This window comes from Pedobacter suwonensis, assembly GCF_900111825.1.
In the GTDB taxonomy this organism is placed as follows: domain Bacteria; phylum Bacteroidota; class Bacteroidia; order Sphingobacteriales; family Sphingobacteriaceae; genus Pedobacter; species Pedobacter suwonensis.
On record NZ_FOJM01000014.1, the window covers coordinates 111,930 to 137,760 of the forward strand.

The window sequence follows — 25,831 nt, forward strand, 5'->3', positions numbered from 1 at the left end:
TGTACTAAAAATTCTTTGTGGGGACTTTACTCTTCTTCGCTGTTCTTCATTTTTGACAGCAGATCATATGTACCTTTAAGTACAACCTTGCCTGTAAAATCCCGTCCCGAAGGCATGGTTACCTCTATATAACCGCCGTCGGATATACCCGTTGTAACCTCTACCATTTCAAAATGATGGCCGGCCTCAGTGGCGCCCTCTTTGTTTCCGGATTCGTTTTTTGCTGGTTCCTTTGCCTTTTTGTCCGCCGAGTTCTGGACGAAAATGTATTTTTTGCCCTCAAAGTCTACAACCGCTGCAGAAGGCAAAGCCATTACCTGCACGGCACCTGTTTCGATGAAAGCCTTAAGGTAGGTGCCAGGGATAAACCCGGCGCTTCCCTGAGCAATAGCATGAACGGTCACGGTCTTATCGGCATTGATCTCACCGCCTACCAGCTGTACGACTGCAGTCCGTTGGGTAGAATCATTGGTGAGTGAAAAAAGCACCTTTTGTCCTTTTTTTACCTTCTGTGCATCTTTTTCGAAAACGTTGAGCTCAACATGGAGATTCGAACTGTTTACGATTTCGAACATTGCATCATTGGGGGCCACAAATTTGCCCGTATTTACGTTAACCTTGGTTACATAGCCATTGATCGGCGAGTAGATATTTATCTGGCTACGGATATTGCCGGCGTTTAGCGAGGATGGATTGATATTGATCAGTTGAAGACGTTGTTTTAGTGCATTTTCCCTCGCAAGATTTCCCAGATAACCTGCTTTGGCCTGTTGGAGTGTTTTTTGTGCATTAACGTTCTGCTGGGCAAGGGTCTGTTGTCTTTTGTATTCGGAATCCGAAAGTTCAAGCTGGCTTTTGCTCTCCAGGTAATCCTGTTGCATCTGCACATATTCCTGATTCTGGAGTATGGCAATAACCTGACCTTTGCTCACCTTTGTACCCTGTAACAGCGGAGTCGATTTTACGATGCCACCCATCTGGGTGGTAATGCTCACAAGGTTCTGCGGTGGAACATCTATGAAACCGTTTACTTTCAGCATACCACTTAGGGCACGGAGCTCGGGACTTCCCAGCTCTACCCCTACGGACTTGAACTGCGACTGGCTGAGCTCTACTGAGTTGCTTTCCTCCGTGGCCGTGCTGTCTGCAGGGGCTTCTGTTCCAGCGCCATCTTTTTCCTTGCTGCCGCAGGAAGAAAGCACTACTGCCAGTGCCCCTATGTAAGATAATCGGCTGAGGGCTTTAAATATTTTTTTCATTTTTATATTGTTATTGACCTTTTAGGTACTGTAATGTGTATACTGATTGATTATATTGGTTGATGGCCTCCAGATAGCTGAAGCGGATATCAGAGTAGGTACGCAGAGCCTGCAGATATTCTACATAGCCGATCTCTCCTGCCTGAAATGCAATCTGGGACTGCTTTAGGATCAGGTTGGCATTCGGTAGGGCACTGTTCTTGTAATAGGCGATACTTCTGGAATTTTTTTGAAGGTCCTGGAAAGCCTGCTCATACCTTCCTCGAAGATCTGTCTGGGAAAGGATAAAATCGCTTTCGGCTACCTGCTTATCTATCTTTGCGGCTTTTATCCTTGAGGAGAAAGGCTTAAAGAAAAGCGGTATGGAGATCCCTGCGGAAACCCCCTGAAAACGTTTGCCTCCATTAAAATAAAGATCCTGACCGCCAACATTCTGTGCTCCGATAATAGACTGGTTGAAATAGCCGATACTGAAATCGGGGCCAGAGCGTGAGCGCTCGAGCCTTACCGTCTTGTCGGCAATATCTATCTGCTGGGCCTGCAGCGCAAGAATTGGATTTTCTGATGTAACGGTATCAGTCTGGCTAACATTCCAGACTACCTGGCCAAATTCCGCGTTCATGATACTGATCTGTTCTCTGGTATTCAGCAAACGCTTAAGTTCGGCGGTATAGGCGAGGATATCAGCTTCGTTCTTGCTCATCTGGTTGCGAACCTCATTATACTGAGTTTCGGCGGTAGTTTTTTCAAGCAGGTTGGTCTCTCCGGCCTGGTACCTCAATGAGGCGGCCTTCAGAAAGTTACTGTAAACACTGTCCTGGCTTTTGTAAAGCTTTTGAAGGGCAATGAAATAGCCCAACTGGGCGTAAACGCTTTTCACCTGATAGGAAAGTTCTCTCTGTGTTACCTGAAGGCCGATTTCAGCTCCCCTGATCTGCGCATCATACAAGTTGCGCTGACTTTTGAACAGACCCGGATAGGGTATGTTCTGAGAAGCCGAAAAGTTATTGTCGCGTTTGATGGTATTCATCTGTCCGTACTGCACCTCAAAGCTGGTCTTTCCCAGATCTGTTGAAGATCCCCTTAGCGCCTGTTGCCTGCCAATCTGCAGGGTGGACGACTTCACAGCCTGGTTATTACTCAATGCTGTGCTCAAAGCCTGCTCAAGGCTCATACCCTTGGTGGGAACCGTCTGCGCCCGGGCCTGTCCCGATAAAATGAAAAGTCCAAAAAACACCGCTAGGGTAACTACAGTTGTTGGAAGGGCAGTTTTTTTGCTTTTCCAACCTTCAAAATAAGTATATAGCACTGGAAGGACGATTAAGGTTAATATGGTGGAGGTAATGAGTCCCCCGATTACTACGGTTGCTAGTGGTTTCTGCACCTCAGCGCCTGCTGCACTGGATATTGCCATTGGAAGGAACCCAAGAGAGGCAACAGTTGCGGTCATCAGTACAGGTCTTAGACGGATAGCAGTTCCCTTGAGGACAATGTCCCTTATACTATATTTATCCATTTTTTTCAATCTGTTGAATTCGGTAATCAGTACGATTCCGTTGAGCACGGCTACCCCGAATAATGCAATAAATCCAACACCGGCGGAAATGCTGAAAGGCATTCCCCTTAGGATTAATGCAAATATTCCGCCGATTGCGGCCATCGGAATAGCAGAAAAAATCAGTATCGACTGTTTTACAGATCCAAATGAGAAATACAGCAATAGCAATATAAGTAAAAGTGCAACCGGAACGGCAATAGAGAGCCTTTGTGTCGCCTCTTTTAAGTTTTCGAACTGCCCTCCATAGGTAATGTAATATCCTGCGGGCATTTTGATCTGTTCGTTTATTTTCTGCTCGATCTCTGTTACCACACTCTGGATATCACGCCCACGGACATTCAGCCCCACTATGATGCGCCGTTTGGTATCCTCACGTTGAATCTGGTTAGGGCCTATCTTAAACTCTATGTCAGCAAGTTGGTCAAGTGGAACCTGATTGCCGTTCGGGGCAGTCACATAGACATTTTTAACATCGTCAATACCTTGGCGGTTCTGTTGGGAAAGGCGCACAATGATATCGTAACGCTGCTCTCCCTCATATACCAGCCCCGCAGATTGTCCTGCAAAAGCAGTGTTGAGTGCCTGGTTAACCGTCCCTATGCTCAATCCATATTGTGCAATCCGGTCACGGTTGATCTTTACCACAATCTGTGGCAGACCGGTTGCCTGTTCCAGATAGAGATCTTTTGCGCCCTCTACACCCGAAACAATTTTCCCGATCTTTTGGGAGATACTGGTGAGGGATTCTAGGTCATCTCCGAAAATTTTGATCCCAATATCCTGTCTAACTCCCGAGATAAGTTCATTTGAGCGTAATTGGATTGGTTGTGAAAAACCGAAGCTCACGCCGGGAACTTCTTCAAGTGCCTTACTCATCAACTCGGCCAGTTCTTCCCTATCGTGGGTAGTGGTCCAGTCTTTTTTATCTTTGAGTATGATGGTCAGATCGCATGCTTCCATTGGCATGGGATCGGTAGGAATCTCGGCAGCACCAACCTTACCAATTACTTCTTTCACCTCTGGAAACTTTTCTACAAGGATTTTTGAAGCCTGATTTACTTTATCAATGGTCTGGGAAAGGGAACTGCCGGTAAGTAACCTGGTTTCTACCGCAAAATCACCTTCCTCCAACGTGGGAATGAATTCTCCCCCCATCCGGGTAAAGATAAAAATACTGATGGCCAGAAGAACAACCGATGATGCCACAACAATTACTCTTTTATTGAGTGCAGCCTTGATCATTGGAGTGTAACGGCGCTGGAAAAAATCCATCATCCGATCTGAAAAATTCTTTTTGTGCGCAACTTTTTTGCTTAAGAAAAGCGAGGAAACCATAGGAACATAGGTAAGGGACAAAATAAAGGCCCCCAATATGGCAAAGGAAACGGTTTGTGCCATAGGTCCGAACATCTTGCCTTCAATACCTACAAGGGCAAGGATGGGAAGATAAACGATCAGAATAATGATCTGTCCAAATGCCGCAGCGCTCATCATCCGCACGGCAGATTTTTCAACCTGCTCATCCATTTCGGCCTGCGAGTAGGCGCGGCCGAGCTTATTCCCAGAGAGGATGTGCATGGTGGCTTCCACAATAATTACCGCCCCGTCGACGATAAGTCCGAAATCTATCGCGCCAAGACTCATCAGGTTTCCCGATACGCCAAAAAGGTTCATCAGGGAAATCGCAAATAGCATGGCAAGCGGAATCACCGAGGCAACAACCAGCCCGGCCCTAAAATTCCCAAGAAAAAGAACTAGGACAAAAATAACAATCAGGGCGCCCTCGATCAGGTTTTTGGCTACTGTGCCCATGGCACGATCAACAAGCGCACTTCTATCTAAGAACGGCTCAATGGTTACCCCCTTGGGTAGAGTTTTGCTGATTCGGTCTATCTTCGCCTTCACCTGTTTTACCACGTTATTGGCATTTGCGCCTTTCAACATCATTACTATACCGCCAACAGCCTCACCTTCACCATCCTTTGTGGCACGGGTAAGTGCGCCGTAACGTATGGAACTACCGATCTGTACGGTGGCGATATCGTGGATAAGTACCGGGATTCCATTCGCATTGTTTTTGACAACGATCTTATTGATGTCATCAAGATTGCCGACCAGGCCTTCGCTCCTAATAAAATAGGCATTTGGCTTTTTGTCTATATAGGCGCCTCCCGTGTTCTGATTGTTCTGTTCAAGGGCAGCGAAAACATCGCTGATGCTCAGGTTCAGGCTCCGCAGCTTATCGGGATCTAGCGCAATCTCATACTGTTTCAAAAGTCCTCCGAAACTGTTGACCTCTGCAATGCCTGGCGTCCCGAGGAGCTGTCTCCTTACGATCCAGTCCTGGATACTACGCAGCTCTCGTGCGTTGAATTTCTTTTCGAATCCAGGCTTTGCATGGATCACGTATTGGTATATCTCCCCAAGACCTGTTGATATGGGTGATATTTCTGGATTACCAAGTCCTGATGGGATGTTATTCTTGGCCTCGGCAAGCTTTTCGTTTACCTGTTGCCGGGCCCAGTAGATGTCAACATCATCATGGAATACGATAGTTACAACCGATAGTCCGAACCTTGAAATGGAGCGTACCTGCTCTATTTCAGGTATGGTGGACATGGTCTGTTCTACGGGATAGGAAATAAGCCTTTCTACCTCCTGGGTAGCAAGGGATGGGCTAAGGGTTATGACCTGAACCTGATTATTGGTGATATCAGGAACGGCATCAATGGGAAGTTGTCTCAGGGAATATACGCCCCATGCGATCAGCCCCAAGGTGAACAGGGCTATTACAAGCTTATTCGCTATTGAAAACTGAATAATTTTTTTCAGCATTATTTGTTTAATTAAGTAAAAAATAAAAAAACCAGATCAATGCACAGCGTAGCCTCGTATGGATTATACGGGCAAAAACATAGCATCGAAATGAAGATCGATTTTTAACTTAATTTAGGCGGCTGCCAAACAGATAATGGTAAAGAGATAACCTCACCCATGTAAGCTTCATTATATTCTGAGCTTATTGGTTTTGAGATTACCACAAGAGGTGTTGAAGAAATAACTTCAGAAGTGGTATTACAGCAGGAACAAACGCAGAACGGTGAACAGAAATCACTGCGTTCTTTTTCTGTAGAATGGGTTGTTATGCTTTTTTCAGTTAATGGTCCACCATGCAACTTACCCATAGCCAATACGTCAGCGCATGGAATGCAGCTGAGTATTACGATAATGAAGCAGAGAAACAAACTGGATATTTTCACTTTCAAAATTTTACCAAATATATAAACTTATTTAAGAACAATTTTTTTTAGTCCTGGTTTGAAAAAATTTAATACTTTTTTATTAAAATAATCATAGCCTATAGGTTTTCACCCATCATTCAAAAGTTCCACCACTTGAACAACCAAACGGAAACCTTCTTTGCCCAAATCAAAAAACTTCATATAATCTGGGTAAAAAGGGAAGGAAGTTTTCATTTATTGATGAGATAAGTCCAGAGGTAAGCCTGAATCTTCCACTAACAGACCTTATCGGCCAGCATAGACTCTTCTGATGGGAAATGTCTTTTAACCGCACCGAAAGCTTCAATTATTCAGCCAGCCAGGGATTTTTTGGCCATCAAATCCCTGGCCCGGCTAAAATGTGAATCCACTACCCAGAAAAGTCGATTACTACAGGTTTAAAGTTTGAATTTTATCCCTCCGTTTACTACAAACCCATCTACAGGCGCATAGATGTCCCTGAAAACAGGGCTAGTAATGCTACCTGTATAGATCGAATCAAAGCTGGTCTGCCTAGTGTCCGTTAAATTCTCAAAATTCACAAAAATTGAAAACCGTTCCCAAAGCTTTTCTGCCATCAGACCAGCTGTCCAATAGCTTTTACCAGTGGCACCATCGTTTAACTTCTGTTTGCTGAAATAGTATGCTTCGGCACCGATCTTCCATTTATCTTCAAGCTCATACATCAATACATTATTTACCCTGTGCTTTGAAACCAGCGGATAATTTGTGCTGGTGCCTCCTGTATGCTGGTTCACATCCGCTAATGTATAACCGATGAAAAGTTTAAAATCACCGTAGGTTACTTTGGCATTTGTTTCCATTCCCCTGGTATCTAAATTACCTTTAGGCTGAACATAGGTCAGGTTGGCTCCATTAGCAGCAGTCAGCAATATCGGGTTATTGATACGGGTATAAAAAAACATCTGATTGATGCTGAATCCAACCGCTCCGTCAAACAATGAGGTGCGATAGTTAACATCATAGTTGGCGCCATAAGAGCGTTCCGCCTTTGTATTGGCCACATCTAAAGGCGCTACATTTCTGAACTGGATCCGCTCAGCATCTTCGGTAAATACAGTTGGTGCCTTATAACCCAGACCACCGCCTAATCGGGTAGAAAAATGTTCATTGATCTTCCACAATCCGGAAATTCTTGGTAAGAAGAAAAATCCGTATTCATTGTGGTAATCTCCCCTTACTCCTGATTCAAGACTAATTTTTTTAGATATGTTCCAGGTGTTCTGTGCAAATGCCCCAATGGTATTATAATTGTAACTTCTGAGTGCATTGTCACTGTTCTGGTCTTCCTTAAAATTGTCGGTCAAAAAGTTCACCCCCAACACCCAGTCTGCTTTTTCTCCGTTACGGCTATAATTGGCCTCACTGTAGGTTGACACTTGAACGCCTGAAAAAAGGTAATTTGGCAACCCAATACTCCGGTCGTAATAGCTCACCGAATTGCGGATAACAAGCTTTTCCTTTTCGCTCAGTCTATGATCCAACTCAACCTGAGAGCTGTAACGCCCGGTTTTATTCTCCTCAAAATAAGAATGGGCAGCACTGCCATTTCCCTTCACATATTCCAGGTCGCCGCCAATCCGTTTTTCAGTTGTGGCGTTGATTCCGGCCAAAAGCGTAGTCGCATCATTGAAATAAAAATATAGTTTGGGGTTCAGGGTGAAACGGTCAAACTTGGGGATAGCGGTTAAGCCAATATCAGAAGGATCATAGGCAGTCCCTTTGTTGTATGCACCATAAACCGTGATACCTATTTTATCAAATTTCTGTCCATAAAAACCACTGGCATCCAGTCCCAAAGCAGAAGTACCGTTTAAAAGGAAATTAAGCTGACGCGCTTCAGTCGGTTTTTTAGAAACCAGGTTCACCAGTCCAGCAATTGCTCCACCTCCGTAAAGGGTGGACGATGAACCTTTGATCACCTCTACCTGCTGCAAATCCAATGGGGCAATCTGAAGCAGGCCCAATCCACCCGAGAAACCAGAGTATAATGGAAAACCGTCCCTAATGATCTGGGTATATTTTCCGTCCAGTCCCTGTATGCGGATACTGGAATTTCCGCTGGTCGCAGAAGTCTGCTGGGTCTGGATGCCTGTGCTTTCTGCCAGCATCATGCGGATGTCGCCAGGTTTCATATTACCTTTTTCGTCCAGTTCTTCCCCGGCGATGACCTCAACCCGTGTAGGAATATTATCAATGGTACGGCTGCTCCTTGTAGCTGAGATCACTACATCCTCTAGTTCCTGGTCTTCTTCAGCTGCAGTAAGTAAAATAGTCAAAACGTTAGTTTCAGCAAGGGGAAAGGTCAGCGTATCAGTTTTGGTCTGATAGCCTACATAACTAAACTGAATGATCTGTTTACCTGAGGGTATACCATTAATACTTGCATTACCTGCACTATCTGATTTAGCGCCAATGGTCGTTCCAAGAACTTTTAACGTAGCTCCTGGAAGTACTTGGTTTGTCTTTGCGTCTTTGATGACGGCTTTATATCTATTTTGGGCAAAGGCGGTAACTGTAAACAACAGTATAGCCAAAACCACAATCGTTCTTTTCATAATGATCTTTAAATAATGATTTCGATAAATATGTCCGGTTAGGACGAGGGAAAAATAAACTACGAAAGTTTGGGCGGCTGCCAGATAGAAATTGAAATGGCCTGTAGCTGAAGTGGGATGTAAGCCGTATTATGCTGTACAGGTAAAAGCTGGGCCGCAAAAACGATCGTTGTCCGTGTAGTGATGGTAAAGCCGATACAGGTACCACAGACATAAAACGGTGAACAGCCTTTGCAACAATTATCGTTATGTTCACTGCAAGCATGTTTTTCCGCTTTATCGGTTTTCAGTACATGGCTATCTTCTCGCGCTAAAGCGCAGCATGGTACCGCGGTTAGCGTATATACGATGAGAGATAAAACCAGGGCAATGAATTTCACGGTGTAAAAGTATAAAATTTACTAATACTCTGTGTTGTTGTTATGTGATATAATAGATTGCAAGATCTGTAAATGAAGAATAAGAGCCTGGCACCCTCAAATTTGACTGTCCAATTGATTGGGGTTATTTCGCAAGCTTCAAGGCATCAGCAAACTCACCGGACAGGGGGACTGTTTATGATAGCTGTGGGGGATGCTTCCACGTCGTGCTCGACACGCTTGAATTCAATTTCAATACTATTTGCATCGGTTGTAGAACAGCCTGCATTTAAGTGAACATAAGGTAACAACCCCTTGGGTCACCGTCGTTAGGCTTTCCGAGGGATCCCAGGTTGATCACATGTTTGAACTTTCAATATGGGGTTTCCAAATTCTGTGATACGGCTTGTGGAAGTGCACCACAAAAAGCAGATCTGCATCAGCTTCTTTAAGCATTTCCAAAACATAGTCTGCATCTGTGTCTATCAGTATGTATTCATCTATACTACTGGTACTGCCGTGCGCGAAAACAAGATTTAGTTTTTCACCGCTCAGTTTATATTCTAACCTGATATGCGCCGGAAGCGTTTTCAAATATCCCCTGTTATCCTCACGCAACGGCCATCGGTAACAGCATCTGCCTTTTTCCTCTACTAAAAAAATATCAGTCGATTTTGGCATTTCTCAATCTCAGGGAATTCAAAATAACGGAAACCGAGCTAAAACTCATCGCGAGTGCAGCTATCATGGGAGAAAGTAAAACTCCAAAAAACGGATATAAAATACCAGCCGCTATCGGAATCCCCAATACATTGTATCCCAGGGCAAAAAACAGGTTTCCTTTGATATTGCCCATTACTTTATGGCTCAACAACCTTGCTTTTGCGATCCCGTTTAAATCCCCCTTCACCAATGTAATCGAGGCACTCTGGATAGCAACGTCTGTTCCCGTGCCCATGGCAATCCCGATATCAGCCTGGGAAAGTGCAGGGGCATCATTGATGCCGTCACCTGCCATGGCTACCTTTTTGCCTTCGGCCTGTAGTTTTTTTATTTCATTCAGCTTATCTTCAGGCAACATCTGAGCTTTGAACCCATCCAGATTTAAAGTTGCGCTTACTGCCCTCGCTGTATCCTCATTGTCTCCGGTAAACATGATTACCTTGATGCCTTCCTGCTGGAGCTTTAGAATAGCAGCTGTGCTGGAATGCTTGATCTTATCCGAAATCACAACAAACCCCACTGCTTTATTTCCAACGGCCAAATAAGAAACCGTCTTGCCCTGCCTTTGAGCGGCACTAACCTGCTCGGACAGACTAGGATCAATCGCCGCTTTAACATGCTCCATCAGTTTTTGGTTCCCCAAAGCCAGTCTTTCCCCATTCAGACTGCCTGTTACGCCCTTCCCGGTAACGGCCTCAAAGTCGGATATAGCCTTAACGGATATTTCGTTTTCCTCCCCATAACGCAAAGTTGCCTGTGCCAATGGATGTTCGCTGCTGCTGTTCAAAGCCACAATTTTCTCCAGGATCTGTTTTTCGGTAAAGCCCTTATCTACGCTAACCACACTTTCAACCGAGGGCTTTCCCTCTGTAACCGTACCAGTTTTATCGATGACCACTACATCAATAGCATTCATTTTCTCAAGAGATTCCGCATTTTTGATCAGTATACCAGACTGAGCGCCCTTCCCTACTCCCACCATTACCGACATTGGGGTAGCCAGGCCTAGCGCACATGGGCATGCAATAATCAATACCGCGATTGCATTTACAAAAGCATAAACATAGGCCGGATCGGGGCCGTATACTGCCCATACCACGAACGTTACAATAGAAATCAATACCACAACAGGCACGAAATAACCTGAAATTTTATCGGCCATCTTTTGGATGGGCGCTTTTGAGCGGCTGGCGGAATTGACCATTTCGATGATCTGGGAAAGCAGTGTTTCTGAGCCTACCTTTTCGGCAAGCATGACAAAGGTCTTTTTACCATTGATGGTTCCTGAACTGATTTTATCCCCTATCTTTTTCTCAACAGGAAGGGGTTCTCCTGTGATCATGGATTCATCAATTACAGCTTCCCCGTTCTTAATACTACCATCCACCGGAATTTTTTCACCAGGCTTTACCCTCAGCAGATCTCCTTTCTGAATATCATCAATAGATACTGATATTTCCTTATCCCCGACCACTTTTGTTGCTGAATTAGGTGCCAGCTTCAACAGCTCCTTAATGGCGCTGTTGGTTTTGCCATGCGCCCGGGCTTCCAAAAGCTGACCGAGCAGTACCAGCGTAAGAATCACGGTTGCCGCCTCAAAATAAACGAAAACGGTGCCGTGATGTGTTTTAAACTGATCAGGAAAAACTCCGGGGAATAGAAGGGCGACAATACTGAAGCCCCAGGATACCCCGGCACCAATCCCAATCAGTGTAAACATGTTCAGTTTCCAGGTAATGATGGATTGCCATGCACGCTGAAAGAACATCCAGGTTGCATAAAAGACCACCGGAATAGAAAGAAAAAACTGAACCCAGTTCCAGTATTTAAGTTCCATTAGATCAAACAAAGGATTGCTGGGAATCATTTCCGTCATGGCAATAACAAAAATGGGTATGGTAAAACCTGCTGCAATCTTGAACTTTTTGAGCAGGGTTTCATAAGTTTTATCTTCTTCTTCAAGGTTTGTCCCTGTAGGTACCAGGTCCATTCCGCAGAGCGGACATGATCCTGGTTTGTCCCTGATAATCTCGGGATGCATGGGGCAGGTAAATTGAGATGCCTGTTTCTTGGCAGGCTGTTTTACCAGGTCCATCCCGCATACAGGGCAATGACTTGGCTTATCATAAGTCTTCTGACCTTGACAGTGCATAGGACAATAAAACAGGCCTCCCGCTTCATTTTTATCATCATTTTCAACCTTGGGACTTTGCTCATGGGTTGAATGATCATGATTAGGATGTTCTGAAGATTTTAGAACATGTTTTCCCTGAACTGCCATTTCAATACCGTAATGTCCGGCGGCAGAAAGAGCCTCCTGCAGCTTTTCCGTCGGGATATGTTCTTGCATAGTTATGACGGCTTCAGCAGGTTCAAGGGTCACCTGTGCAGAAACGCCATCAATCGCATTCAGCACATTTTCGACTTTGCTCCGGCAGCCCTGACAGCTCATTCCGGTTATTTTATAGGTGTGTTCCATGTTTTTGATTTGTTAATAGCTTAATGTCAATCCGGCGCCATAGCCCATATCACTGTCATAATGTGTTGAAAGCCCAAAATACTTAGTAACGATGTACCTGAATCCGGCCATATATTCCTTATCGGTATTGACCATAAACTGGAAGCGCAGTCTTTTGGAAACGGGGATATCTTCCCTCATCAGCTGAAACCTGACATTCCCCTTGTGATCGAGGGAAGCATCTGCAACGATCAGCAGTGGTAGGGTATATTGAACTCCCAAATGAAATACCTGCCTGAAATTTTTGGTATTTCCCTGCCCGAAAAGGTTGTTTCCCGGCGAAAGTGATTGCCCGAAAACATTCTTGTCCAAGGGATCAACCGTTCTTTTTCTAAAATCCCATCCGATATAGGGCAATAGCCATTGGTTTCTCCCGATATATCTTCCAAAATGACTTTCACTTTCATAGCCCATTTCCTTGTCAAACCCAATCCGCCATTCAGTGGTAAAGCGGTAACGGGTATTGGCGAGCATAATCTCTCCGTCGCTGCCATTGGTTTCGATTCCGATGCGTGCCATTGGATGAAATGCCCTGTCATCACTGAAAAGTTTTCGCTGTGCCAGCTTGGGGTCCGGGATTTCGGGATTAGGCGGAGAATTCTCATAACTGAATACCCTTCCCATACCGCTCATCATGTGATAGAGAATATGGCAGTGGAAGAACCAGTCGCCTCCTGGCTCTGTTGCTGCAAATTCAAGGGTATCCCGCTCCATGGGCATGATGTCGATAATGTTCTTCATCGGGGCATATTCTCCCTGCCGGTTAATTACCCTGAAGTCATGGCCATGAAGGTGCATAGGATGGCGCATCATACTGTTGTTGTAAAGGATTATCCTAACATTTTCGCCCTTTTTTATCAGTATCTTATCGCTTTCAGAAACGGTTTTGTTATCCAGCGTCCAGACGTAACGGTTCATATTTCCTGTAAGGTCAAACTTAAGTTCCTTCCATGGGCCTTTTGGCAGGGTTGTTTTCTTTGGATCTCGAAGCATATTATAGTTCAGAGTAACGATATCGGCGGTTTCTGCCTCCATATTCATCCCTGCCATGCTCTTGTCACCAGACATCTGCATACCAGGCATCCCCTTCATTTTTTTCTCTGTTTTTGAATTTTCTTCACCGGTTACCTCCGGGTACATCACCGTATTCATATCCATGATCTGGTTCTGCATCTTCATGCCTTCCATCTGTACCATATTGCCGCTCATATCCATCATATCGTTCATCATTTTCATTCCGGCAAAATACTTCAGTTTGGGCATTTTCTCTGCATGGACCTTTTCTCCCTTGCCCAGCCATAGTGATGCTGATCCCGTACGGTCTTCAGGAGTGACCAAAAATTCATAGCTCTTATTTTCCGGAATCGTGACCACTACATCATAGGTTTCGGAAACCGCTATAATCAGCCTGTCGACCTCTACAGGCTCCACATCATTTCCATCGGTAGCGACAACGGTAATCTTGCCCCCTGCATATTTAAGCCAGAAATAATCTGAGGCTCCACCGTTTGCAATACGCAGCCTTACCTTGTCCCCAGCCTTGAACTGCGGCTGTTCGTTCTGATTTTTCCCATTGATGAGAAAGGCTTCATAATAAACATCGCTCACATCCATGGCATTCATGCGCTTCCATTCATTGGCTACCTTTGTTTTAAAATGTCCGGTCCTGATCGCTTCTGCATAACTCTGGGTAGTCCCTTTTTTGATGGCAAACCAGTCGTTGGCATTTTTCAGGCTTCTATGAACCTCCTCGGGCTTCATATCTGTCCATTCGCTAATGACTACTGGAAGGGTTGGAATATCCCACTCCGTACGTTTGTTCATGATAAATGCCCCATACATACCTATCTGTTCCTGAAGGCCGCTGTGGCTGTGGTACCAGTGCGTTCCATGTTGGACGATGGGAAACTTATAGATGTAGGTAGTGTGCGGTTTGATCGGCATTTGGGTCAGAAAAGGAACACCATCCATCTTGTTCGGAAGAAAAAGTCCGTGCCAGTGCAGCGCGGTTTCCTCGTCGAGATTATTGTGCACGTAGATCAGGGCGGTATCGCCCTGCGTAAAGGTCAGTGTGGGCATGGGGATCTGACCGTTTACCGCAATTGCCCGCTTTGATTTTCTCCCATAATTTACCGTTGTATCGGCTATGTAAAGATCATAACGCACGGTACGTGGTGGAAATTTATTCGCAACGGTCTTAATCGGGCCCAAATTGGCCTTTGCAGTTTTGATATTTTCCATGTCAGAACTGTTATCATCCATTGCCATGCCCGCCATATCCCCCATATCCTCACTCTTTTTGGAACTTTCCTTTGTTCCCCCATTCTGTTCAGGCGCTGACCTGGGCTTTTCCCTGATTAGCTTCATCCCGCATTTGGGACAGTTGCCAGGTTTGGAGTCATGGATCTCAGGGTGCATTGGGCAGGTATAGGTTACTGATTCCTCTTTTGGCTTACTTTCCAATTTTTCTGCCAGCATTTTCATGCCTTCCATAGCTCCCTTTTTTGTACCTTGCTTCTTTTTGCCCGGATCAGCTGTCTTTGCCTTATCCACTTTACCTTTCTGCAGGATAAGCTTCATTCCGCACTTTGGACAGTTACCGGGTTTTTCCGATTGTATTTCCGGGTGCATCACACAGGTATAGATTACCCTGGACTGACCAGCACTGCCGTTCTTGTCCGTTTTCATTCCCTTCATATCCTGGGCGGAAACCACAGAATAAATTATCAATAAAAAGACTGTTAATATATTTTTCATTTCTTTGTTAATTTAAAGAGCAGTGAGATTCTTTCTGTTCAAACTATCCCTTGAATTCTGTACCCACTTTATGAGTATCGACTTTTCCCTTGGATCTAATATTGCATTTCTGTGGATCAGGCTATAAGAGGAAAGCGGCATTGTACCATCTTTTAAGCTATTTTCTATGGCCCGCAGTTTGTTCTGACGCCTCCGCAAGGTATAGCCGGCAAATTCATTAAAGTTCAGCTCCTCTTTTCCCGATCGTATGTGACTGTTAAGGTACCAGTGAAGCGGCTGAACATAGGCATACCATGGATATTCCGTGTTGTTGCTGTGACAGTCATAACATGATTTTTTAAGTATCCCCTGCACATCATCAGGCATAGGAACAAGTGTGGATATATCCTGAGGCATAGCCTGCGCGCTTTTATTGCGTGCAGGCTGTAAGATCTGCATAAGCATGAAGATAACTAATAGCCCAAGAAAGGTTTTTTTTATGCCCGTCATTTTTGTGCTATTTCAGTTCTTCTTTGACAGTGCCACAGGTGGGCATCGTTTTTCCAAGGTAAGGGTTTTTGATCTCCTTTATCTCACTCACCCAGATTGCACCCTTGTTATTGTTGTACATGGGACAACGGTCCACATACAGGGGCTTGTCAGTGCCAAGGAGCTTGATCATATCGTACATGTCTTTGCTCAGCATATCGAAATGCTCACGTTGATGGGCAATATTGCCTGCATTGGAACCGATATGCTCTGCGTGCTCTTTGGCATCATCCCGAATATCGCTATATGCCCTGGCCTGCTCCGAAGTCAATGATTTTTCATCAAAACTGGCGAACGCTGCGACCATTTCACTGCCTGCGGCGGCAGCTTGTTTATCATCGTCCGTGGTCAGGGCATTTTTCAGTTTCAGATAGCCGGATAAAAGCGCAGCCGTTTGGGATTTTTTTACATTATTGGTTTCCCTAGAAACATTTTTGGTCGTGGAATCCGCAACAGCGGAATCTTGCTTTTCATTTTTGCCATTTGTACAGGCGGCAAGGAAAAATAGTGGGCCCAGAAGGCTATATATTAATGTTTTCATTGTTTTTGATATATCTTGAATAAATTATTTCGAGCTGTATGTAGAATATATGCATACAGCTATATTGAACGGACCAAAACATCACAATGCTAAATGTCCGCTCAATAACAATATGAATTATTTGATAGTCTCCTTTACTGCACCACAGGTCAGCATCTGCTTACCGAAATAAGGGTTTTTGATACCAGCGTTATCAGAAAGCCAATAGCTCTTTTTCAATGGACAATAGGTATAATAAACAGGCGCTTTGGTGAGTTTAACGGCTTTTGCCAGTTTAAAAAGATTGGCAGAAAAAGTTGCGAAATATTCTCTCTGATGGGCAATATCCTTACTCTCCGATATGTGCTTGGCATCAAAGGCAAGCTTATCCTGTAAACCTATAAATATATTCATATCGGCTTCTGGCATTGACTTCATGTCCATGCTGCCCAGCGCTCTGGAAAACTCAGTGGCTTTTGAGGCGGCGACTGTCGCATCTGCATTTATCAATGCATTTTTGATATCGTAATAAGAAGTTAAAAGTGACTGTGTCTGGCTATTTTGCGCAAGGACGCGGCCAGTGAAAACGATTGCCAATAGGGCAACCAGAAAAAATATTTTTTTCATGATTTTAAGATTAAATGTTTACACTCTTTCCGCAGGAGTTTTGGCCGCGCGAAAGCCAGGCACCATGTCAATGTAACACGGGCTCTATTGGTAATTCTTGGTGAAATCTTATATCTGAAAGCTATTGATGGAAATCCGGATGTCCCTGTTGGGTGGCCGCTCCCGCTGTCCGGCGTAAACGCTCTTTTTGAGAGCCAGTTTGACAGAAGGAATTAAAAAGTTGTAATTATAATCTGGAAGCAATAGAACAGGTAGGATAACCTGGTTTTTAACGCTTTGGGGAACAAGCTTCCCCTGAACCACAAGGTCGTTGACCAGAGTCTTGCAACAGGGATCTTCTTTTGAAAGATTCGGTCCATTTGAAGCACTGTGTTTATGCACATGTGCACCTTTATGCTGATGATCATGTTTGTGATTATTCTTTTTAGAGGAAACATGTACATCACTTTCTCCATGATTATCTCTTTCCATTCCAACTGCACAGGCAAGGCCAACAACAGTGTTGAGCAGAAAAATCACTAAAAGAAAGATGGCTTTGGTTTTCATCAGACTACAAATCTATATAAAGATGCAAAATTAAATTTATATAATTTCCCATATCTTTTATATAATTATATTAGAAAATCACCTCAAATTTCTGACATTGAACTTGTTTCAATATTTTTCGGCCCCTCGAAAAGTAATTTCGTTTCGCAGACTCCGACCTGTCAAATGCTGGATTTGCTTTTCACCAAGGTCCAGACAGTATTAGCGCAATCAAGCTACATACTATGCCAAATTTTACTTACCATGGGTATTTATCCATAAGATATGACGCACCAAATCATAACCTTACCCTCCATTTTTGAATATCGATTCACTCTCCAAGAGGTAGGCTCTACTGGTGACCACTATTTCACCTAGTGAAATGCCAGACAATACCTGCACATAGCCCCCGTTCCCTGCTCCGGTATTGACCTTTCTTCCAGAAAAACTTCCATCACGATTTTTGATCCATACCTTATTGCCTTTACCTCCTGCTAGTATTGAAGATGTGGGCACAGCAACAGCATTCTGTTTTCCATTACCAATGGAAATGTATGCCAACATCCCCGGCCTGATCAGCCCCTGCGTATTTGGAACTGCGATCCGGATGAGCACAACCTTAGATTCATCTGATAGTTCAGGATTTACAAATTCCACCTTGCCTTTAACAACCTGTCCGTTCAGATCTGGAAAAGAGACATTCACCATGTCATTTTCCTTATAGTTTCCGCTTTCGCCGGCATATAACTGCGCCTCTATCCATAGATTGGCTAACCCTTGCGTTTTTAATATAGCCATCCCTTCAGTTACGTAATCACCCTCGTGGATGGCTATGTCGCTTACCGTTCCGTTAACCTTGCTGTATATGGTAACAGTGGCCGAAGTTTTGGACAAAGAAGAAAGATTTATGATCTGGGCGGAGTTCAGGCCCCATAACAATAACTTGTGCTCTACTGTCTTGATCATGGCCTCATAATCGACGTCAGGATTATTTAATACCTTCTGCTGCTGCCTGGCCAAAAGGTATTCTTTTTCGGCTGATAACAGGTCTTCGCTATAAATGGAATACACTGCCTGACCTATTGTTATTTTTTCTCCAACGGACCTAACAAATAAACGCTGTATGCGTCCGGCCACTCTTGCACTGATCTCTTCCGCCTTACTTTCGTCCGTGGCAACTGTTCCGGTCAGAAGTTTTTCGCCCCCTGTATTTTCTTCCCTTACCGTATCAACTGTTATGCCTGCCAACTGAATCTGGCTTGCTGTCAATGTTATTTTTTCCGTGGCAGAATTTCCTGATCCAGTAAGTTCGACCTTGATCAGTTTCATGCCACAGATCGGACAGTTGCCGGGATGGTCTTCATGTATCTGTGGATGCATGGAACAGGTATAGTAAAATTTGCTTTTTGCTTTTGCCGCCGGCTCTGCTTTTTGTTTGCAGCTGTTAAATATACTTACTGAAAGCACAATAATCAGTAAGGCACAGATCCTTTTCAGGTTAATTCTTTTTATGTTATTCATGACCCTTTGTTTTGATGAAACTCTCACTGTCTGTTAAATACCCTGCATCTACTGCCAGGGTATCGGTTGCGGAAAGGCCTCTTGTTATCTGTATTTCGTTCCCTTTGAAAGTCCCAATATTTACACTATGTGCATAGTATAAGCTGCCTTTTTTTAGCCAGATTATTTTTGTCTGCCCAAGATCCTGCAGAGCAGACCTCGGTATCCAAAGCCCTTTGGATTTTCCCGTCTCTATTGAGGCATTGATTAGACTGTTTACCTTCAGCTGATGTTCCATATTGTCCAGATAAACCCTTGCGCTAACCGTTTTGTCACCTTGCTGAAGGGTAGGTTCAATAAAATCTACTTTCCCATATAACGTTTTACCTGGCAGATCCGGCAGGGTAATCTTAACCGGTTGATTTAACTCTAAGCTGGCCAGTGAATTTCTGTCGATCTTGATAATGGCCTGGAACAGGGCAGCCCAGGTGATCAGCTCAGGCATAATCTGGTAAGGGTGCCTTAAAATATGAACCGGCCTATGGTCCGACAGAGAAAGCCTGCGTTTTTTAAGGTAGACGGTAAAAAGAAGAATTGCGCAAAGCAGCAACCCTCCCGGTAAGCTTCCCCTTGGAGAGAGGATGATTTGTCCGGGTTCAGCAGCAAAAGCAGCATAGTTCCCTGCAGCATAAACCAGTTTATACCCGATAAGAAAACCTAAAAATCCATTGGTTATCCATTCCCATAACAAAATCTCCTTCTTAGGCTGTATAATAATCTCAACAGGTGCTATATGTCCTGCAGCCTCCTTTCTTTTAAGCTCAGCAGAAAACAGCAGGTAACCAGAAATAAATGCCAGGGCCACAAAGAAACCGAAAGTCTGAACGGGAAGCGGAATATATATTCCAAATAGGTATTCAATAAGATGGGTCAGGGTTGGGAACATAGGCAGAAACTGAAAAACCGCAACGTAAAAAAATATATTAGCCGCCATCAGGAAATTGCCCCAAGTAGTCCATAAAGTGGGGACCCTTTAAAAAGCAGATCCCCACTGATCCTATTTGGATAACAATAAGTCTTAAGCCAGCAAGCGTTTGAGCCACTTTAATTCAATATATAAAATTAAATGCCCAAAGACTAGTAAGCCACGCCTCAGAAGCTAATTATGACCTCATTGTTACGATTCATAGTTATGGTGGTACCTTTAAAAAGTCGCACTGATCGGGCTATTTCTTTCCGGGTCGATCAAAAAACATAAAGATTAACAAGGGATAAAAAATAAAAAACAATATGTGATTTTTGTCAGCTTTATCCCTGGACGAAGTGTTAGGTTTACTTTGGAAAAAACGCGCTGCATGTTTTAATTAGGGAACCATAGAGAGTTTCTTTGTAAATTTATTATACCCTTTATTCTATATCCAAAAAATGTATTCCAATATTTTAAAGAATTTTGGCGCAGGCCTGCAGTATAGTTATCTTTAAAATCCAAAACAGCTAAAATGAAAGATATGACCATTGCGGAATACATCGAAAGACTTTTTCCCCAGTTTGAACCTGCCCTTAAGACCATCCTTATCGAGAATGCGACGCTTAGGGATTTTCAGGGAGGTGATATGCTCATGCAAACTGGGCAGAATATGCGCTCCACGGTGCTTATCGTAGAAGGCATGGTAAAGCTCTACAGGGAGGGAGAAGATGGACAGGAATTCTTTATGTATTATCTCCAGCCAGGAAATGCGTGTGCACTTTCCATGATATGCGCAACCAAACAGGAAACCAGTCAGGTAATGGCAAAGGCCATTGAACAGACCAAGGTACTCATGATTCCGATTGCCCTGATGGATAAGCTGATGCGGGATTACAGAACATGGTATTACTTTGTCATTGAAACATACCGTATGCGCTTTGAAGAACTCCTCTTTGTCATCGATAATATCGCCTTTAAGGCAATGGATGAGCGGCTGGCCTTTTACCTGAAAAAGCAAGCTGGAGATTTAAACACAAAAGAACTGCACCTTACCCACAGTGAAATTGCATCTGATTTGAACACCTCCCGGGAAGTAATTTCAAGGCTGCTTAAGAAAATGGAGCAGGCAGGAGAAATTAAGATGTACCGTAATTACATCGAATATTTAGCCTAAGCCCATAAAAAGAATAAAGTTATTTTTACTGCGAAAGGCATCACTTCTTGAAAATATAATGAGTGTGACAAAAGTCACCAACATTGGTAGATGATAACTCGATTTTTGTTAAAAAATAACAGAAATGGAAAACATTGCATACGTTGCATCTGCCTTAATTGGAATTTCGCTTGGATTGATCGGCGGTGGCGGTTCTATCCTCACCATGCCGGTACTGGTTTACCTATTTGGGGTTAATCCGCTATTGGCTACTTCTTATTCATTGTTCATCGTTGGCTCTACAAGTTTAGCAGGTACAGTCGGGAATTTTAAGCGTGGGCTGGTGAATATTAAAACAGCTTTGCTGTTTGGTAGTGCATCCATCTCAACTGTATTCTTAACCCGCAAATTCATTATCCCCCTTATACCCAAGATAATAATAAAAATCGGCGATTTTGAGTTAACAGAAAACATGCTCATGATGGTACTCTTTGCAGTTTTGATGGTAGCGGCTGCAACAGCGATGATTAAAGGTGCAAGAGCAGAAAGCAGCACCCGAATAGAAAAACCCCCACTTCACATCGGTAAACTGTTTTTATACGGCATTGCCATCGGCCTCGCTACTGGTTTTTTGGGTGCTGGTGGTGGCTTTCTACTTATTCCTACACTTGTTATTTTAGTGGGCTTACCCATGAAAGAGGCCGTAGGTACTTCACTTTTCATCATAGCGCTTAATTCGCTCATCGGTTTCACCGGCGATCTTGGACATTTCCATATCGACTGGATCTTTCTCGCCAAAATTACTACCGTTGCCATCGCCGGTATCGTGGTAGGTGGAATGATAAACAAAAAAATAGATGGAGGAAAACTGAAGAAAGGTTTCGGGTGGTTTGTACTGGTTATGGGTTGCTACATCATTCTAAAAGAGGTAATATTTAAGTAACCTTCAGAAACAAACTCCTTGTGTGACAAAAGTCACCAACGACCATATCGTTAAGGATTAATTTTGACATACTAATTTAATCATCATGATTATAGAACAAATTTACACCGGATGTCTGGCACAAGGTGCCTATTATATAGAAAGCAACGGAGAGGCGGCCATTATCGATCCGCTTCGAGAGGTTAGTCCGTATATGGAACGTGCACGGAAGAACAACGCAAAAATAAAATACGTGCTCGAAACACATTTCCATGCCGATTTTGTATCCGGACACATTGATCTGGCTAAAGAAAGCGGCGCAGAAATCGTTTACGGGCCGAATGCAAAACCCGACTTTGATTTTTACGGTGCGAAAGACGGAGAAGTGTTGCGACTTGGTGGGGCAAAGATTAAAGTGTTGCACACCCCAGGACATACCATGGAAAGCACCTGTTTCCTGGTTAGCGATGAGCAAGGAAAGGAAATAGCACTGTTCTCCGGCGATACGCTTTTTATAGGCGATGTGGGAAGACCCGATCTGGCACAGAAACCGGTCAGTGAGCTTACAAGTGAGATGCTAGCAGGTTATCTCTTTGATTCTTTACGCAATAAGATCATGCCTTTAAGCGATGATATTATGGTTTATCCTGCACATGGTGCGGGTAGCGCATGCGGAAAAAATATGAGCAAAGAGACCACCGATCTTTTGGGAAATCAAAAGAAGACCAATTATGCGCTAAGGGCAGGCATGTCCAAAGACGAATTCATTAAAGAGGTTACTGATGGTCTTTTACCGCCTCCTGCATATTTTCCTGAAAACGTCATGATGAACATCCATGGATATGATAGTTTTAACAAAGTGATAGAACGAGGCATGCAAGCCCTTAACCCCGATGCTTTTGAGCGGGTTGCAAATGAAACAGGAGCGGTAATTCTCGACACAAGAGCTCCAGAGGATTTTATAAAAGGCTTTCTCCCAAACTCGGTAAATATTGGCATCGATGGAAATTTCGCCCCCTGGGTAGGAACTTTAATCCCGGACATTAAACATCCTATTTTACTTATTACAGATGAGGGTAGAATTGAAGAAGTGCTCACCCGTTTATCAAGAGTAGGATTTGATGGTGCAGTAGGTTACCTAGATGGCGGCGTCGTTGCCTGGAAAAAAGCTGGTCAGGAAACCGACGAGATAAAATCGGTTTGTGTAGCCCGGCTGGCCGAAATCGGCAAAAAAGCGGAGGTAAATATTCTGGACGTCAGAAAAACAAAGGAATACTTAAGCGAGCATGTCGAGGGTGCTGTCAACCTTCCACTGGATTATATCAACGAAAACCTCGGCACCGTCGATAAAACCAAGACCTACTTTGTTCACTGCGCAGGTGGTTACCGTTCTGTTATTTTCAATTCCATCATGCGCTCACGCGGGTACCACAACCTCATCGATGTGGCTGGTGGTTTTAAGGCCATACAGGAAAACGGATGTATTCCGACTACAGCATTTGTATGTCCAAGTACCTTAATATAAAAGGGATATGAAAAATGAGAAAAAATCGCACTGGGAAAAGGTGTATTTAGAAAAAAGTCCTGACCAGGTCAGCTGGACGCAGGTCTACCCCACAGTTTCAATGGAGATGATAACGGGGTTCAATCTGGATAAATCTGCTCCGATAATCGATATTGGCGGGGGAGACAGTCTGCTTGTGGATTTTTTGCTTCAGGAAGGCTACAGCGATATTACCGTAGTGGATATATCTTCCCGGGCATTGGAAAAGGCAAAGGCAAGGCTTGGAGAACTGTCTGGCAGGATACACTGGATCGAGACAGACATCAGGGATTTTGTGCCGCAAAGAAGTTATGCAGTCTGGCATGACCGGGCCACTTTTCATTTCCTTCATTCATCAGAGGAAATCCATAGTTATGCAAACACGGCAGGTCAGTTTACCGGAGAATACTTGGTCATGGCGACTTTTTCGCTCACCGGACCAGAAAAATGCAGTGGCCTGCCCGTTTCAAGATACAGTGAAAGAACGCTGCGCGAGATATTTAGAGAAGGGTTTACCGAAATAGAGTGCAGGCCGCAAGAGCACACTACCCCAATGCAAAGCACGCAGGATTTTCTGTTCTGCAGCTTTAAAAAAAATACAGAGCAATAAGAAACGAATAAATACAATGAATAAACTACTTCAAATGATCAGCAGTTTTTTTTCAAAAGGTGCGTACAACCTCGATGGCTACCACTTCAAAAACGAATTTACAAAAAGCAGTGACGCAGTCCTCTTAGATGTAAGGACAAAGCCTGAATATGCCCCAGGCGCGCTTCCTTCAGCCATATATATCGATTTCCTGGGTTCTGCCTTTTCTTTAGAACTTGCAAAGCTGGATAAGGCCAAGCGGTATTTCCTCTATTGCAGAAGTGGAAAGCGTTCCTCCTCAGCGGTATCGGAGATGAGAAAACTTGGGGTGGAAGCATTCAACCTGGTTGGAGGTATCGGTACCTGGCCAAAATGAAGAAATATATTCAAGAAATATTGATCTATTCAACGCTGCCGGCCGGATTTCTTCGGGATGGCAGTTTGCTAAAATGATTCAGCACTTACTTGCTCAAACCGCCACAGGCATTACCTTTTAACAACAACAAAAACACCCATATTAACATTTCATTTAAAAAAACATGATTGATTTTATTAAACAACCCTGGCCTTGGTATTTCTCGGGCAGCATGATCGTACTCATTATGCTCATCCTACTTTTTTTCGGAAAGTCCTTTGGCTTTTCATCAAACCTGCGAACGATGTGCAGCATAGCCGGAGCAGGCAGGAAAGTAAAATTTTTTGATTTTAAATGGAAAGACCAGACCTGGAACCTCATGTTCCTTATCGGCTCGGTAATAGGTGGATTTGTTGCTACAAATTACCTTAGCAGTCCATCTCCCGTAAAATTATCATCCGCCACAATCTCCGATTTAAATCAATTGGGCATTAAGTTCGATGGTGGGTTAAATCCAACCGGCCTGTTTTCACTGGAAGCAATGAAAGATTTAAAAACGCTGGCTATTTTACTCATCGGTGGTTTATTAGTCGGTTTTGGATCTCGTTATGCAGGCGGTTGTACTTCTGGTCACGCCATATCCGGGCTTTCGAATCTGCAAGTACCATCACTAGTAGCCGTAATCGGTTTCTTTGTTGGTGGCCTGATCATGACTTTCCTCATCATGCCTTTTATCTTTTAAATCTAAAAAAAATGAAATTCATAAAATATATTCTTGCAGGAACACTTTTCGGAATCATCATGACCAAGTCTGAGGCTGTTTCCTGGTACAGGATCCAGGAAATGTTCCGTTTCCAGTCTTACCATATGTATGGAATTATTGGTACGGCCGTTGTACTTGGCGTAATTGCAGTATGGCTGATCAAAAAATTCAAAGCCAAGGATCTGGCCGGAAATCCGATTGTCTTCCACGATAAGGACAAGGCCTATATAAAATACCTACTAGGCGGCACCATTTTCGGCCTGGGCTGGGCACTCACCGGCGCCTGTCCCGGCCCCATGTTCGTCAACCTTGGGAGCGGATATGCCGGTATGGCGGTGGTCATCCTTGGTGCGCTCCTGGGCACCTATCTATACGGAGCGATGAAAAGCAAGCTCCCTCATTAATAAAATAGAATCTGATGAGCAAACTAAGGGCTATAATAGACCATAGATGTCCCAGGTGCCGAAAGGGAAAATTATATACCCATTCCATGTTCCATTGGAAATATGATCAGATGAATAAAAAATTTGCCTGCTGCAACCTGAACTATGAGATAGAGCCGGGCTTCTTTATCGGAGCGATGTATGTGAGCTATGTTTTCATTGTCGCAGAACTTGTCAATGCGGGCATTCTGGCATTCATGATCTTTGGCGAAGAAGAGCAGTGGGCAATCATCGCAACCACTATTTCTCCGGTCATCCTACTGTTCACCTTCAACTACCGCTATGCCAGGACCCTTTTGCTCCATATCCTCTCTCCGATCAAATATGATGAAAGTGCAGGCAGAAACTGCTGAGAAGATTTT

At 43.9% G+C, this 25,831-nt stretch carries 22 protein-coding genes; 8 read left to right on the top strand and 14 right to left on the bottom strand.

Annotated elements, in window-relative coordinates; translation table 11 throughout:
• Positions 1 to 26: 26 nt before the first annotated feature.
• The 14 genes from BM107_RS17900 to BM107_RS17965 all read right to left on the bottom strand — a co-directional run bounded on the left by BM107_RS17900 (position 27) and on the right by BM107_RS17965 (position 19,680).
• Complete coding sequence (locus BM107_RS17900) at positions 27 to 1,259, bottom strand: efflux RND transporter periplasmic adaptor subunit (RefSeq protein WP_090985879.1); 1,233 nt, start codon at positions 1,257 to 1,259, stop codon at positions 27 to 29.
• Positions 1,260 to 1,269: 10 nt separating this feature from the next.
• Positions 1,270 to 5,652, bottom strand: coding sequence for a CusA/CzcA family heavy metal efflux RND transporter (locus BM107_RS17905; RefSeq protein ID WP_090985881.1), 4,383 nt, complete (start codon positions 5,650 to 5,652; stop codon positions 1,270 to 1,272).
• Between the two features lie 104 nt (positions 5,653 to 5,756).
• Positions 5,757 to 6,077 (bottom strand): DUF6660 family protein, encoded by a 321-nt coding sequence (locus BM107_RS25335; protein WP_146202963.1) that lies wholly within the window; start codon positions 6,075 to 6,077, stop codon positions 5,757 to 5,759.
• Positions 6,078 to 6,496: 419 nt separating this feature from the next.
• Complete coding sequence (locus BM107_RS17915) at positions 6,497 to 8,677, bottom strand: TonB-dependent receptor (protein ID WP_056095233.1); 2,181 nt, start codon at positions 8,675 to 8,677, stop codon at positions 6,497 to 6,499.
• A gap of 59 nt (positions 8,678 to 8,736) precedes the next feature.
• Positions 8,737 to 9,057 carry a DUF6660 family protein gene (locus BM107_RS17920; RefSeq protein WP_056095236.1) on the bottom strand — a complete coding sequence of 107 codons (321 nt, stop codon included), beginning with the start codon at positions 9,055 to 9,057 and terminating at the stop codon, positions 8,737 to 8,739.
• A gap of 336 nt (positions 9,058 to 9,393) precedes the next feature.
• A complete protein-coding gene (locus BM107_RS17925) occupies positions 9,394 to 9,630 on the bottom strand; it encodes a hypothetical protein (protein WP_139222307.1) in 237 nt (78 codons plus the stop codon).
• A gap of 70 nt (positions 9,631 to 9,700) precedes the next feature.
• Positions 9,701 to 12,238 carry a heavy metal translocating P-type ATPase gene (locus BM107_RS17930; RefSeq protein ID WP_090985884.1) on the bottom strand — a complete coding sequence of 846 codons (2,538 nt, stop codon included), beginning with the start codon at positions 12,236 to 12,238 and terminating at the stop codon, positions 9,701 to 9,703.
• 12 nt (positions 12,239 to 12,250) lie between these two features.
• Positions 12,251 to 15,034 (bottom strand): multicopper oxidase domain-containing protein, encoded by a 2,784-nt coding sequence (locus tag BM107_RS17935; RefSeq protein ID WP_082489585.1) that lies wholly within the window; start codon positions 15,032 to 15,034, stop codon positions 12,251 to 12,253.
• 12 nt (positions 15,035 to 15,046) lie between these two features.
• Entirely contained in the window at positions 15,047 to 15,523 is a 477-nt protein-coding gene (locus BM107_RS17940) for a heme-binding domain-containing protein (RefSeq protein WP_056095245.1), read from the bottom strand.
• Between the two features lie 7 nt (positions 15,524 to 15,530).
• Complete coding sequence (locus BM107_RS17945) at positions 15,531 to 16,103, bottom strand: DUF3347 domain-containing protein (RefSeq protein ID WP_056095249.1); 573 nt, start codon at positions 16,101 to 16,103, stop codon at positions 15,531 to 15,533.
• Positions 16,104 to 16,220: 117 nt separating this feature from the next.
• On the bottom strand, positions 16,221 to 16,709 hold the full coding sequence (locus BM107_RS17950) for a DUF3347 domain-containing protein (RefSeq protein WP_056095252.1): 489 nt from the start codon (positions 16,707 to 16,709) through the stop codon (positions 16,221 to 16,223).
• A gap of 108 nt (positions 16,710 to 16,817) precedes the next feature.
• Positions 16,818 to 17,255, bottom strand: coding sequence for a hypothetical protein (locus BM107_RS17955; protein ID WP_056095255.1), 438 nt, complete (start codon positions 17,253 to 17,255; stop codon positions 16,818 to 16,820).
• A gap of 285 nt (positions 17,256 to 17,540) precedes the next feature.
• Positions 17,541 to 18,755: an efflux RND transporter periplasmic adaptor subunit gene (locus tag BM107_RS17960; protein WP_056095258.1), complete on the bottom strand. Its 1,215-nt coding sequence runs from the start codon at positions 18,753 to 18,755 to the stop codon at positions 17,541 to 17,543.
• On the bottom strand, positions 18,748 to 19,680 hold the full coding sequence (locus BM107_RS17965; RefSeq protein ID WP_159435276.1) for an efflux RND transporter periplasmic adaptor subunit: 933 nt from the start codon (positions 19,678 to 19,680) through the stop codon (positions 18,748 to 18,750). Before BM107_RS17965 ends, BM107_RS17960 begins: the two co-directional genes overlap by 8 nt.
• 553 nt (positions 19,681 to 20,233) lie before the next feature.
• Between BM107_RS17965 and BM107_RS17970 the strand changes: the two genes are divergently transcribed.
• The 8 genes from BM107_RS17970 (at position 20,234) to BM107_RS18005 (ending at position 25,822) form a co-directional block, all read left to right on the top strand.
• Positions 20,234 to 20,875: a Crp/Fnr family transcriptional regulator gene (locus tag BM107_RS17970; RefSeq protein WP_090985886.1), complete on the top strand. Its 642-nt coding sequence runs from the start codon at positions 20,234 to 20,236 to the stop codon at positions 20,873 to 20,875.
• Between the two features lie 124 nt (positions 20,876 to 20,999).
• Positions 21,000 to 21,797, top strand: a complete 798-nt coding sequence (locus BM107_RS17975; protein WP_090985888.1) for a sulfite exporter TauE/SafE family protein — start codon at positions 21,000 to 21,002, stop codon at positions 21,795 to 21,797.
• An 85-nt stretch (positions 21,798 to 21,882) separates the two neighbouring features.
• Complete coding sequence (locus BM107_RS17980; RefSeq protein ID WP_056095268.1) at positions 21,883 to 23,301, top strand: MBL fold metallo-hydrolase; 1,419 nt, start codon at positions 21,883 to 21,885, stop codon at positions 23,299 to 23,301.
• A gap of 7 nt (positions 23,302 to 23,308) precedes the next feature.
• Positions 23,309 to 23,929 carry a class I SAM-dependent methyltransferase gene (locus BM107_RS17985; RefSeq protein ID WP_056095270.1) on the top strand — a complete coding sequence of 207 codons (621 nt, stop codon included), beginning with the start codon at positions 23,309 to 23,311 and terminating at the stop codon, positions 23,927 to 23,929.
• A gap of 16 nt (positions 23,930 to 23,945) precedes the next feature.
• Entirely contained in the window at positions 23,946 to 24,284 is a 339-nt protein-coding gene (locus BM107_RS17990; protein WP_197413310.1) for a rhodanese-like domain-containing protein, read from the top strand.
• 163 nt (positions 24,285 to 24,447) lie between these two features.
• Positions 24,448 to 25,005, top strand: a complete 558-nt coding sequence (locus BM107_RS17995) for a YeeE/YedE family protein (RefSeq protein ID WP_056095272.1) — start codon at positions 24,448 to 24,450, stop codon at positions 25,003 to 25,005.
• 11 nt (positions 25,006 to 25,016) lie between these two features.
• Positions 25,017 to 25,430 (top strand): DUF6691 family protein, encoded by a 414-nt coding sequence (locus tag BM107_RS18000; RefSeq protein WP_090985890.1) that lies wholly within the window; start codon positions 25,017 to 25,019, stop codon positions 25,428 to 25,430.
• Between the two features lie 14 nt (positions 25,431 to 25,444).
• Positions 25,445 to 25,822, top strand: coding sequence for a DUF983 domain-containing protein (locus BM107_RS18005; RefSeq protein WP_139222308.1), 378 nt, complete (start codon positions 25,445 to 25,447; stop codon positions 25,820 to 25,822).
• Positions 25,823 to 25,831: the final 9 nt, after the last annotated feature.